At 58.4% G+C, this 12,657-nt stretch carries 11 protein-coding genes; 7 read left to right on the top strand and 4 right to left on the bottom strand.

Annotated features, from left to right (window positions below; all coding sequences use genetic code 11):
- The first annotated feature begins 16 nt into the window (after positions 1-16).
- Together C5750_RS08395 and C5750_RS08390 are read left to right on the top strand one after the other, a co-directional pair.
- A complete protein-coding gene (locus C5750_RS08395; RefSeq protein ID WP_105733418.1) occupies positions 17-826 on the top strand; it encodes an ABC transporter permease in 810 nt (269 codons plus the stop codon).
- A 54-nt stretch (positions 827-880) separates the two neighbouring features.
- Entirely contained in the window at positions 881-1,639 is a 759-nt protein-coding gene (locus tag C5750_RS08390; protein WP_105733417.1) for a class I SAM-dependent methyltransferase, read from the top strand.
- Positions 1,640-1,655: 16 nt separating this feature from the next.
- Here C5750_RS08390 and C5750_RS08385 read toward each other — a convergent pair whose 3' ends face one another.
- Both C5750_RS08385 and C5750_RS08380 read right to left on the bottom strand, forming a co-directional pair.
- Positions 1,656-2,402 (bottom strand): ABC transporter ATP-binding protein, encoded by a 747-nt coding sequence (locus tag C5750_RS08385; RefSeq protein WP_105733416.1) that lies wholly within the window; start codon positions 2,400-2,402, stop codon positions 1,656-1,658.
- Positions 2,399-3,601 carry a KpsE/RkpR family capsule polysaccharide export protein gene (locus C5750_RS08380; protein WP_105733415.1) on the bottom strand — a complete coding sequence of 401 codons (1,203 nt, stop codon included), beginning with the start codon at positions 3,599-3,601 and terminating at the stop codon, positions 2,399-2,401. Before C5750_RS08380 ends, C5750_RS08385 begins: the two co-directional genes overlap by 4 nt.
- Before the next feature lie 366 nt (positions 3,602-3,967).
- On the opposite strand from C5750_RS08380, the gene C5750_RS08375 reads away from it, so the two are divergent.
- The 5 genes from C5750_RS08375 to fae all read left to right on the top strand — a co-directional run bounded on the left by C5750_RS08375 (position 3,968) and on the right by fae (position 10,396).
- On the top strand, positions 3,968-5,398 hold the full coding sequence (locus C5750_RS08375; RefSeq protein WP_245421042.1) for a capsular biosynthesis protein: 1,431 nt from the start codon (positions 3,968-3,970) through the stop codon (positions 5,396-5,398).
- Positions 5,395-7,518 (top strand): capsular polysaccharide biosynthesis protein, encoded by a 2,124-nt coding sequence (locus C5750_RS08370; protein WP_105733414.1) that lies wholly within the window; start codon positions 5,395-5,397, stop codon positions 7,516-7,518. The genes C5750_RS08375 and C5750_RS08370 overlap by 4 nt, the downstream gene beginning before the upstream one ends.
- The gene (locus C5750_RS08365) at positions 7,515-8,780 is read left to right on the top strand and encodes a glycosyltransferase family 4 protein (protein ID WP_105733413.1); all 1,266 of its coding nucleotides are present in this window, start codon (positions 7,515-7,517) and stop codon (positions 8,778-8,780) included. Before C5750_RS08370 ends, C5750_RS08365 begins: the two co-directional genes overlap by 4 nt.
- A gap of 299 nt (positions 8,781-9,079) precedes the next feature.
- Positions 9,080-9,841, top strand: a complete 762-nt coding sequence (locus C5750_RS08360) for an FkbM family methyltransferase (protein ID WP_245421041.1) — start codon at positions 9,080-9,082, stop codon at positions 9,839-9,841.
- A 72-nt stretch (positions 9,842-9,913) separates the two neighbouring features.
- Entirely contained in the window at positions 9,914-10,396 is a 483-nt protein-coding gene (gene fae / locus C5750_RS08355; protein ID WP_105733411.1) for a formaldehyde-activating enzyme, read from the top strand.
- 14 nt (positions 10,397-10,410) lie between these two features.
- Here fae and C5750_RS08350 read toward each other — a convergent pair whose 3' ends face one another.
- On the bottom strand, positions 10,411-11,517 hold the full coding sequence (locus C5750_RS08350; protein ID WP_105733410.1) for a (5-formylfuran-3-yl)methyl phosphate synthase: 1,107 nt from the start codon (positions 11,515-11,517) through the stop codon (positions 10,411-10,413).
- 101 nt (positions 11,518-11,618) lie between these two features.
- Positions 11,619-12,656 (bottom strand): L-threonine 3-dehydrogenase, encoded by a 1,038-nt coding sequence (gene tdh / locus C5750_RS08345; protein WP_105733409.1) that lies wholly within the window; start codon positions 12,654-12,656, stop codon positions 11,619-11,621.
- Position 12,657: the final 1 nt, after the last annotated feature.

Raw genomic sequence — 12,657 nt, 5'->3', positions numbered from 1 at the left:
TTGAAGAAGACATTCGATGAAGGCTGTTTTGTCTCAACCCAACAAAAGATATCTATTTTTGACGGGGTTGCGCGCGCAGGCGCGTGTCTTGGGCGCACTGGTCATGCGCGAGATGATAACCCGTTATGGGCGTGAAAATATCGGCTTTCTCTGGCTGATACTTGAGCCCATGATTCTGACATGCGGCGTCATGATCGTGTGGACCCTGATGCGTCATGAAGCGCATGGCCTGACGGTAATCGCCTTTGTTTTGAGCGGATACATGCCCCTGACCCTGTGGCGGCACGTGTCGTCTTACATGGTCAGTTGCCTGCGTCAAAACCTGCCTTTGATGTATCACCGGCAGATCGGTCTCGCCGATGCGTTGATTGCCCGGGCCCTGCTGGAGATTGGCGGAACGACTTTCGCTCTGCTGGTTGTCTATTATGGTGCCTATCTGGCGGGGTTCATCGAACCATTTGCCGATCTTGGCCTCATTCTGGCCGGCTGGCTCTTCATGGCATGGTTCGCGTTTTCCGTCGGGCTCGTCTTGGCCGCACTGGCGGAAATGTTTGAAGTCATTGAAAAGCTCGTCGCACCTTTTCAGTATCTGATGCTGCCTATTTCAGGCATGTTCTTCATGGTCTCCTGGCTCCCCCACGATGCCCAGAAGCTCGCACTTTATGTACCGACTGTGCATTGCTACGAGATGTTCCGGGCGGGCACTTTTGGCAATACAATCAAGCCCTTTTATGATGTCTCATACATTTTCACGGCGTGTCTGCTCACAAACGCGGTGGGCCTCTACCTCGTTGAACGCGTTAAGGCACATATCAAGTTTGAATGATGGCAAAGGCTTCCGTTTTGCCAGGTAATTTCAACAGCAACTGTGGAGGATCCCATGCGCGATACAAATGAAGATTGGGAAAAACTAGCGCAAGACAATGCCTATTGGGCGGTACTGACCGAAGACGAATTCAAATCGAAAAAACTGACGAAGAAACATCTGCAGACGTTTTTTGCCACGGGCCGCGCCGATATCGCGAATCTCAGGGCGAAGATCAAAAGCCTCATTCCGTCATTTTCGACGCCGGTGGAATCCGTCATCGATTTCGGCTGCGGCGTCGGGAGACTGCTCATTCCGCTGGCCGAGCAGGCCAAAAGCGCCATCGGCATCGATATCTCGGAGACCATGCGCTCGATCACCCTGCAGAACGTTGCCCGCCACGGCCTCGATAATGTCCGTTGCGTTGAAAGTGCTGAAACGCTCGTCAGGGAAGGCGTCAAAGTCGATTGGTTGAACAGCTACATCGTGTTGCAGCACATTGAGCCGCGCCGCGGCTATTTCATCATCAACGACCTGTTGCAATGCGTGAAAAGCGGCGGGGTTGCCTCGCTGCACATCCCGCTGTTCAAGACCGCGAACCGGGCCGAATATTACAATGACCGGGTCATGTATTTTCGCAATGACTACTACAAGAACGAAACAGTCTTTGTTGACCGGGATAATTACAGTCATCCGGACATACAGATGTATGATTATGACGCGAATACGGTTTTGGCTCTGTTCCACAAGAACCAGATGACAAATGTCCACCTTCTCCACGATCATTCGACAACGGGCATCCATGCCTATTACTTCATTGCCAGGCGCGCTTGACGTGCCGTCCCGGCGCTTACAATGAAGCGTAGATACTGAAGGCGAACTTGACGTCGTCGAAGACCCGCCCTCGCCCGCTTTTAAGGACAAGCGCCGATTTGCACTGGTCCGAGATGATATCCAGGCTGTGGCCAACGATAATCATCGCGCGATCCCTGCGCTTGACGAACAGCTCATCAAATGACCGGCGCTGAAAGCGCTGGTCGCCAACAGCAATGACCTCATCGATGAGATAGCAGTCGAAATCGATCGCAAGGGACAGACCGAAGGACAGGCGCGCGCGCATCCCGGAAGAATAGGTTTTGATCGGCATCTGCAGGTATTTGCCGAGATCGCTGAAGGTCTCGACACAATCGCGAATCTCGTCGAGTGGCCTGTTATAGATGCGCGCGAGAAACCGCATGCAGTCGAAGCCGGTCATCGACCCGCCAAAACCGCCGCTCAAGGCGATAGGCCAGGACAGCGACATGGAACGCACCACGCGGCCGGCCGTGGGCGGCTCTATACCTGCAATCAACCTGACCAGGGTGGATTTGCCCGCGCCATTGTGGCCGAGTATCGCGATCTTCTCACCGGGGCGCACTTCGAAGCTGATATCGTCGAGGACGCGCCGGGTTCCGCCACGGACCGGATATTCCTTGACCAGATTATAGACCCCGATGGTGCCGTCCTTCGACAATCCGCCGGGCGATGGGATATTGGCAGTGAACTGACGCGGCACATCGCCAGGATTGGAGAATGTGAGGGTGTCCAAAGGGTTCATGTCTCGGCGTGCTCGTAAATTTGGTTGAACATGAAACGGACGATCCAGAATGCGGCAAAGCACATCACGAAGGTAAGCAGGATCGACCGCAGGCGCTTTGGATACAAGGCATAGTCCGGTCGATTCGGGTTGACGATCCGCTCCAGGTAAAGCTGCTGCCGTTGCGCTTCGATCTTGGCGTTCTCAAGCGACGCCGATGATGATTCCAGCATGCGCATGCCGAGTTCGCGCTGCAGGAGCAGTTGTTCATACTGAGCGATCAACGGCGCCATGGACGCATCGCCGCCCACGACCCGGGCCCGCTCCATGCTGATCTGCGTCTCCATCGCATCGATGCTGCTGCGAAGCGACTGTATCTGCGGGCTTTGCGGCGCCTGCTGGATAAGCGCCGTATACTGGGCCTTGTTCTTCGCCACCTCATCCGACAACTTCGCAATCATGTCGAGCATGGCCGCCGATTGCTTGCTGGGATCGATCATGGCCACCTTGTTGCGGAATTCCGTCAGCGACTTCTGCACCTGCGTCATCCGGCCCTCGCTGTCGGTAACCTCAAGCTTGGCATAGCGTATGGCATCCTGACGCGCCCGCTCATTGAGCTGATTGATCAAAGCCTCCGCGCCATCGAGCAGCGCCTCCGCCAGCTGTTGCGCGTCCTCCGGGCGGGAGGCGCGCACTTCAAGGGTGGTTATGCCGCCGCCGGAATCCGTATCGATCTTCATGATTTTGAGATAGTGCTGATAAAGCGCTTCTTCCGTCGCATCGCCCCAGATACGGGGGAACCGGCTAAGAAAATCGAGGCCGGGCCGGGACAATATCTCGCGCAGATTTGTTTTCTCTTCGAGCGTGGCAACGGCTGCGCGCGACTCAATATATTCCATCACCACGTAGCTATCGTCCTGAGCGCGAACGAAGCCCGTGCTCTGCAGAAATCCGCTCAGGAGACCCGCTGCATTCCTGTTGGGACTGCGCACCACAAAGCGCGTTTCCGATACATATTGGGGTGAAGCAATGACACCGTAATAGACCGTGGCAAGCGTCGTCGGGAGTATCACCATCAGAACCAGCAATGCATGCCGGCGCAACAGTGCCACCAGGCGTATCGTCCAGTGGTCTTTGCGGGCCTTCTCGACCTCGGACTGACTGAGATCAACCAGCGTCAGGTAATCAAGGAATTCGTCGTTGGGACTGAGCCGCGTCATGCGAGGAGGCACCCGGCTGTCGAGAGTCCGGATTCAGAATCTTTGCCGGATAATGCCAAACCCATCGTCGCCTCCGCCAGCAGCCTCATGCCATCCATCACAAGACCAAGATATAGTGAAAATAAACATTCCGCAATTACAACTGCATGTAACTATTGGTATAATTAAAGTTATTAGAATACAAATGTACAACAGCAACCATCAAAAAACAAATACACACCTTATTGTCGTAAATATATCTGTTCTGGCGGAATTAGTATAGCGCCGCAAAAATCCCAATGAAATAACTATCTGAAATTGCGTTTGTTTTGGGTTCTGTTGGCGTAACGTCAATTGTGAACCGATTGCGAAGGGGCGTGACGACCTGTGAAGGAGAAATCCGGGCAATCTGGCACAATCGTTCCATTTCCGATCCGCGGACGTACAAGCCGTTGCATCTCCTCGCAAAAGCCCCTTATCCTGCTGCTTCAGGGTCCCGTCGGCCCCTTTTTCCGCACCCTTTCCGGCACATTTGAAGCGGAGGGCTTTGATGTCCTCAAGGTCAACTTCAACGGGGGCGACTGGCTGTTTTCGCACGGGCCCGGAACGCTGAATTTCTGCGGCTCCATGGATGCGTGGTCAGACTGGCTGGCGGCGTTCATCCGCAGCAGGCGGCCGGAGGCAATCGTCCTGTTCGGCGACAGCCGGCCCTACCACCGCCAGGCGATCATGGTTGCACTGCGCGCCGGCGTACCTGTCTCCTGTTTTGAAGAAGGCTATGTGCGCCCCAATTTCATCACCTGCGAATGGGATGGGAACAATGCGCTGTCACCTCTCCGCAGACCCCAGCCTGCGCGGTCCGCATCGTCCTCACTCCCGGTGGAGCCCGTCAGAGGCAACCTTTTCCGCGCCATGACGCTGTTTGCCGTCCGCTACTACCTGGCAAAGACGGCCGGCGCCGTTTTCTTTCGCGGCAATATCCATCATCGCAGCCGTGGCATTCTGTCGGAGACCATTCTCTGGACCCGGAATTTCTACCGGAAGATCCGTCATTATCCCGCAAACAACGAGCTGATGCTCAATCTGATCGAGAATCTGGAGAATCAGTATTTCGTCGTTGCCTTGCAGGTGCACGATGACCAGCAGCTCCTGCGGCATGGCCGCGGCTGGACCATGGAAAAGCTCATCACCGAAAGCATCCGCTCATTCCGGCGGTATGCCGCCCCGGCGCATCATCTGGTGATCAAAGTGCATCCGATGGACCGCGGCCACAAAAGCTACCGGCCATTTGCCATGGAACTGGCGCGGATCGCCGGCTGTGCCGAGCGCGTCCATATTGTCGACGATGGTTCCATCGGCTTGCTGATACGCCATTCCCTGGGCCTGGTGACGGTCAACAGCACCTCCGGGCTGCTGGCTTTGAACCATGGCAAACCCGTGCTTTCCCTCGGCGAAGCGATCTACAACAAGCGCGATCTGGTCTGGGGCCGTCACAGCGGCGACCTGGACGATACGGCTGGAATGGATGATTTCTGGACATATCCGGTTCCGCCGCGCCGCGACGCCGTCAAGGCATTCAATGCGCGCATGCATGAGGAAAGCCTCGTCAATGGCAGCTTCTACCTGCGCAATCTGATCGATGCCACAAGCAAGCGCGTCGTGCAACGCATTCAGCGGGACCTGAAGGTGATCCCTGTCGATATCCCCTCGCCGTCCTCCGAACCGTTGGCGGAAAAGCCAACCGAAATTGCGGGAGCCTCGCCACAACGCGAACCCTTCCCCCCGCTGTCGCCCGATATTCCGAACGGATCACCATGAATTTTGTGCGGTCGCTCCCCTTCCACGCAGCAGGACCGGCAAACGCCGGCGAGGCAGCAATTGCGGCGGCGATACAGGCGAACTGGCTGCCGCCGCAGGGTGCCACGCTGCTGGCATTCCTGCCGACGCGCTTGCGGTTCCCGCTGATTGGACCGGTGCTCGGTGCCGCCTCGATAAAACCGGCGGAAATTGCCTGGAGCGACGCCGATGGTGTTGTCGGCTGGGGCGAGAAGCCGCTCGCCCGCCTCGGAAGACGATTGGCAGCCATGCGCGGCATTCCCTATTGGTCGCTGGAAGACGGCTTTCTCCGGTCGGTGGGCCTCGGCAAGGCCGGGGCGCCGCCGGTTTCCATGGTGGCGGACGATCTCGGCATCTATTTCAATGCCGCGCAGCCATCGCGCCTGGAAGAATTGCTGCAGCGGGGTGCCGGAAAGCCGGATCTCGCCCGCGCCCGCACGCTGCGCGCCATGATCGTTGAACATCGGCTGACCAAATACAATCATTTTCCGGACCAACAGATTGCCCTGCCCGCCACCCATGGCAGGCGGATCCTGCTCATTGATCAGGTGGCCGGCGATTATTCGGTGACGGGAGCGGGTGCCGATGAACATGCCTTCCGGCATATGGCCAATGAAGCCTGCGCCGTGCCCGGGGCAACGGTCCTGGTCAAAAGCCATCCGGACATTGCTGCCGGTTATGCCAGGGGGTATCTCGGCCATCTCGCGGGAAGGCCGAACATCCGCTTTATCGATGAGGCCATATCGCCGCATGCCTTGCTCGACGTCGTCGATGAAGTCTGGACAGTGTCCAGCCAGTTCGGCTTCGATGCGATATTGCGGTCCATCCCCGTCACGACATTTGGTGTTCCCTTTTACGCCGGCTGGGGTCTGACGCGGGACTGGGCCGAGGGAGCCGTTGCCGATGCGGCATTGCGCCGCCGCAGGCGCCCGGTCAGCCTCGATGCCTTTGTCGCGGCAACATTGCTCCAGTATGCCCTCTATGTCGACCCGGTGACAAAGCAGCAAACCACGGCCGAAAAGGCCATCGACAGGCTGGTCGCCTGGCGGCACCGTGCGCTGCAACGGCGCGGCATCTATCTTTGTGCGGGGTTCTCGCGTCACAAGCGGCCCACGATCAGGCATCTGCTGCAGGGCCCCTGGTCAACCGTCAGTTTCTGCGGCGACAAGCCGACGAAAAAGCAGCTGGCACGGGCAGACTATCTCGTGCGCTGGGGCCAGAATGCCGAGATGCCGGGAAAGGGCGAGGCCCACGCCGCCACATTGCCTGTTCTGCATATCGAGGATGGCTTCATCCGTTCCGCCGGACTTGGCGCCAAGCTGACACCAGCTTCTTCGCTTTGTATCGACCGGGAGGCACTCTACTACGATGCCACCCGCGAAAGCGGCCTGGAGAGGCTGTTGCGCACGGCATCGTTCGATCCATTGCTGCTTGCACGGGCAGCCCGACTGCGCCAGCGGATCGTTCAATACGGGATCAGCAAATACAATCTCAACGCCACCGCGTCGCCGGACTACCGCACGCTCGCCGCCGGTCGCCGCATCATTACCGTGGCCGGACAGGTGCCGGACGACGCCTCCCTGCGGTTTGGCCTCACCGGCGGCCTCTCGAACCTCCAATTGCTGCAGATGGTGCGGGCACGCCGCCCGGACGCGTTCCTGGTGTACAAGGAACATCCCGATCTGCTGGCGGGAAAGCGGCAGGGCCTTTGCGATGCCGCCGCGCTTGACACCCTAGCCGACCTTGTCGCCGGCAATGTCGGGCTCGACGCCCTTCTGGACGCCAGCGACGAAGTGCATGTCGCCACGTCGCAGCTGGGCTTTGAAGCCTTGATCCGGCAACGGCCGGTCTGGTGCTACGGATTGCCGTTTTACGCGGGCTGGGGCCTGACCCATGACGCCGTCACGCCGCTGCGCCCGCGGCGCGCGCTCCCGCTCGATGCACTCATTGCAGGGGTCCTCATTCTCTATCCCAGCTATCTCTCCGGCGACACCGGTCTGCCCTGCGAGGTGGAAGACATTATCGATGAAATTCACGCGACACGACACAACAAGACTGGCCTTTTGCGCCGGTCGTTACGCCGGATTGGGTGGGCACGATGAATGCAATAGCCATGGACATCTCGCGCCTGATCGGGCGCTCGCATTATTCGACGCCGACCGGCATTGATCGTTTTGAACTGCAATACGCGCATTGGGCGAGAGCACGCAGCTCGCTTTTTGTCGAGATGGGCCGGAACAAGCCGATTGCGATCAATGAGGGGCGTGCGGCGGGATTGATAACCGACCTGAGCGCGCGCTGGTCCGGTACGGCATTGAGCCCAAAGCAGTCCGCCGAGCTGGAACAGATTTACGCGGCCATCGATGGCCGCATTTCCTGGTGTGATATCAGGCCTGCTCCAGCCGGATCGCAACCGGCGAAGGCGAAACAATGGGCGCTGGCGGCCAGAAAGACCTTGCGGACGTTGCTTCCGGCCGGACCGATGGTGCGCAACACCCCTTTCGTCCATGTATCCCACACCAATCTCGACAGGCCTGCCGCCTTTTCATGGCTCGACGGCAAACGCCGCAGCGGCGTTTTCTACGTCCATGACCTCATCCCCGTGACCCATCCGGAATTCGTCCGCAAGAACGAACCCCAGCGCCACCTGCAGCGGATGGAGACTGTTTTGCGACATGCCGGTCTCGTCCTGTGCAATTCCCAGACAACGGCCCGCTCGCTGCGTTCGTTTGCCGACGAACGCGGGCGCGTCGCACCGCCCACGGCGATACTGCCGCCGGGCATCGAGAACAGCTTTCGCCAGGTGCGCCGTGCGGGCGTCTCCCGTACCCGAAATCCCTATTTCGTCATTGTCGGAACCATTGAACCGCGCAAGAACCACATCCTGCTTCTGCAATTATGGCGCTGGCTCGTCGACCGCGATGGCGACAGCGCGCCGCGCCTGGTGATAGCCGGCAAACGCGGCTGGGAAAACGCGCAGGTCTTTGCCACGTTGGACCGATGCCCCCAGTTGCGCAATATGGTGATCGAAGTGTCGGATCTGGGGGATGCAGCTTTGGCCGATCTGATGTCCGGTGCCGCCGCCCTGCTCGCCCCGTCCTTCGTCGAGGGATATGGCATGCCGGTCGCCGAAGCCATGGCCACGGGCACACCCATCATCGCATCCGATATTCCCTCCCATAAGGAAATTGTCGGCGACCAGGCAACGCTGCTCGATCCCTGCGACGGCCTGGGCTGGCGGGCGGCGATTGAAGCGCATACCCGTGAATACCGCAGTCAATCGCGTCATGCATCGCAAGATTGGAGTGGACATTTTGAAGTATTGGATGAATTGTTGGCAAGTGCTGTTCAGACTGCGCGCTAGCAGGTTGAATTTCATTTCCGTAGCAGGTCAATCCGAATGAATGTGAAGGCGTCATGACGAGTTACAATGACATTATGAGTTGCTACAAATTTATCCTTGGACGTGAAGCAAATTCGGAAGAAATAAAACTAATTACCGATAATTTACTCGACATCTCGGATATAGCATTTGACGAACACCGGCGGCGCTTCCTGTCATCCCCGGAATTTCACCACAGGCATGCGGATGTTGTTTTCGAGAATTTCGTGCGCGAAAGCGTGGAGATACTCTATGAAACAAAAAATAACTTCAAAATTTATTTGGATCTTCGCCAGTATTACATGACCTTCGGCATTTTCAACGGCCAGCACAAGAAATTCGACCTCGAGATCATCAAGGCGATCACGCCGGATGACGGCCTGTTCATCGATGTGGGTGCCAATGTCGGATATTATTCATTGTCGCTGGCAAGCAAGCCCGGCTTCCGCGGCAAAATCCTGGCGTTTGAACCATTGCCGCATTTGTGGAATCTGTTCAGCAAATCGATTGCTGAAAACAGGCTTGCAAAGACCATAACGCTGCACAAGCTGGCACTTGCCGACGCGCCCGGCACCATGCAACTGAATGATGCCGAATATACGATCAATGCCGGGGCGACGAGCCTTGTTCCCGGTTCCAGGGATACCGATTGCACACGCAGCACGCGGGTGGAAACGCTCGATGCCATGGCAAAAAAACGCAAACCCGATTCCATCAAGGTTGATATTGAGGGCGCCGAAGGATTGTTCTTCGCCGGCGCCGCCGCCACGATAGCCGCTTCAAAGCCCGCGATCCTTGTCGAGATCAATCGTGAACTCCTTGCCAATCTGTCAAAATCGACACCCGGCAGGATTTTCGAACAACTGGCCGATCATGGTTACGACATGTGGGAGGTTCGTCCCGGAGCGCTCGCGCCCCTGCCGACCGCCCATGCTGCGAGCATGGCTTTTCCAGCCGAACACGTGGCGAACATCCTCGCCGTCCATCCCGATCGCAAGCCGGACATCGCGCGGCGGCTGCAGGCACTCGATCTGACGCTCTGACGGGCCGCCGAATACAGGCCGTTTCCCGCATCGGCATCTTGGGCTATAGCTGCGCGAGATGGAGGAATCGGCATGCAGATCATCAACAGAGTCATGGTGGGAGAATCCCTGGTCGGCGAAGGCAATGAGGTTGCCCATATCGACCTGTTGATCGGCCCGCGCGGCAGCGCGGTGGAAACCGCGTTCTGCAACGCCCTGACCAACAACAAGGATGGGTTCACGTCGGTGCTTGCCGTGATCGAGCCGAACCTGCCGTGCAAGCCCAATACGGTGATGTACAACAAGGTTACGATCCGCGGGTCCGGTCAGGCCATGCAGCTGTTCGGGCCGGCGCAATCGGGTATTGCCAAGGCGGTGCGCGATTGCGTTGCGGAAGGCGTGATCCCGCTCGAGGAAGCCGACAATCTGTTTATCTGCGTCGGCGTATTCATTCACTGGCAGGCGCGCGACGACAGCAGGATACACGACTACAACTACCAGGCGACCAAAGAAGCCATTCAGCGCGCCGTAACGGGCCGTCCGACGGCTGCCGAGATACTCAGCCTGAAATCATAGCGCAAGCCTGATGCTCAATGATCGCGCCTGCGGTGCGATGCGGGCACGTTCGCGGGCAGGACCGGCGCGATCTGCGTCTCGCGCCTGCGCTCGATCTCGACACCCACGCCCCCCGGCCCCAGCTCCAGCTTTTCGGCCCGTACCACCACACGGGTGACACGCGGATTCTCGAGGATGAAGGCGGCAATACGCTCGGCCAGTGTTTCCGACAGCTCGACATGACCACGGGCAACGATGGCGCGAATGCCATCCATGATCAGGTCGTAGGACACGATATGGCGCATGTCCTCAGGGTTGCGAGTGACACGCAGGACTTCCGCCGTTACGTCAAAACGCATCTTCTGGGCAATGCCGTGCTCGAAACTGTAAGCGCCGATATGAACAGGCAGGACGAAGTCACGCACGAAAATCTTGTCCGTACCAAGCCCCTCTTCGGCCGGATCGGGGAAATAGCCGCGCGCGGCCAGCAATTGATAGTCGACACCCGGCGCAAGACTGCCCTGCCGCTCCTGAGGAATGAGCTCGCGGATTCGCGACGCCGCCTCAACACTGATCGCGCCCGCATGTGCCGTGTCGAAAAGGGCTTCCCTGAAACCCAGAATATCGAGCTGGAAGCTAAGAAGCCGCGGAATATCCGGCGTTTCAAGCGCACCGGCAATGCCGACCAGAATCGAAAGCGCATGGCACTCCCGCACATAGGCGTCGATTTGGGCAAGCGACACATGGTTTAAAAGCCGCGATCCGTTGCTGGTATCCAGCATGATCGCGGCAAAACCCTGAGACGACAGGCCGGATATATCGGGCAGATCGCGCGTCCGGTCCACGTGAACGACCGCCATCCATCGTGTCGAACCGGGCAAATCGGGCAGCGAATGGAGCGGCGTGGACGCTTCGACCGGAATGCCGATGAAACCGAGCCCTGCACCGGCCAGTTCCCCGGCACGGGATGCAAGCGGCGCCTGTGGCAGCGTTGCACACAGCACGGCCTTGCCGCGCGCCGCCTTTGCATAGGGCTGCAGCGCTTCCAGATCAGATGCTGGTACGTCAATGATATCGGCACCGCACTGAAGGGCGATATCCGCTTCTTCAGGACTACGGACGGTGGCAAGCATCTTGGTCATGGGCAAAAACCTCCGGATGCACCATGAACTACATGTATCGGCGCATTGCTGCGCCGATCATGACGCCATGAAATGGCGTCATTGCGAAACAGGGCACTATTTCAGTGCCAGCTCAGGACAACCTTGCCCGAGCTTCCCGAGCGCATGGCATCGAAACCCGCCTGGAAATCATCGATCGGCAGGCGGTGGGTGATGATCTGGCTGAGATCAAGCCCCCCTTGCACGAAGGCAATCATCTTGTACCAGGTCTCGAACATTTCCCGGCCGTAAATGCCCTTCAGGTTGAGCATCTTGAAAATGACCTTGTTCCAGTCGATCTCGAAGCCCGTCGGCGCGATGCCGAGAATGGCAATCTTGCCGCCATTGTTCATCTTGTCGATCATGTCGCGGAAGGCCGGCGCGGCGCCGGACATTTCGAGGCCGACGTCAAAACCTTCCGTCATGCCGATCTGGCGCATGACGTCGGCGAGGTTTTCCTTCGATGCATCGACCACGTGATCGATGCCCAGTTTCTTGGCAAGCGCAAGGCGGGACGGATTGATGTCGGTGATGACGACCTTGCGGGCGCCCGAACGCTTGGCAACCAGCGCACCCATGATGCCGATGGGCCCGGCGCCCGTGACCAGCACATCCTCGCCCACCAGATCGAAACTCAGCGCGGTGTGAACCGCATTGCCGAACGGATCGAAAATCGCGGCGATCTCGTCGGAAATATCATCGGGAATCGGCACGACATTGTATTCCGGAATGCACACATATTCGCCGAACGAGCCGGGACGATGGACGCCGACACCCAGCGTGTTGCGGCAAAGATGGCCCCTGCCCGCCCGGCAGTTGCGGCAGGTGCCGCAGACAATATGCCCCTCGCCGGAAACCCGCTGCCCGACCTTATACTTTGTGACCGCCGAGCCGATGTCGGCAATCTCGCCGCAGAACTCATGCCCGACAACCATCGGCACCGGAATCGTCGCCTGCGCCCACTGATCCCAATTGTAGATATGAACGTCGGTGCCGCAGATGGCAGACTTCTTGACGCGGATCAGCACATCGTTGGGACCGGGCTCCGGCACGGGAACGTGTTCCATCCAGATGCCGGGTTCGGCCTTTGCCTTTACCAGTGCCTTCATCATGTTCGACATG

Origin of the sequence: Phyllobacterium myrsinacearum (assembly GCF_002980555.1) — a bacterium.
GTDB classification, from domain to species: domain Bacteria; phylum Pseudomonadota; class Alphaproteobacteria; order Rhizobiales; family Rhizobiaceae; genus Phyllobacterium; species Phyllobacterium myrsinacearum.
The sequence above is the reverse complement of the archived record's forward strand: the minus strand, read 5'-3'. Positions and strand labels throughout refer to the sequence as shown.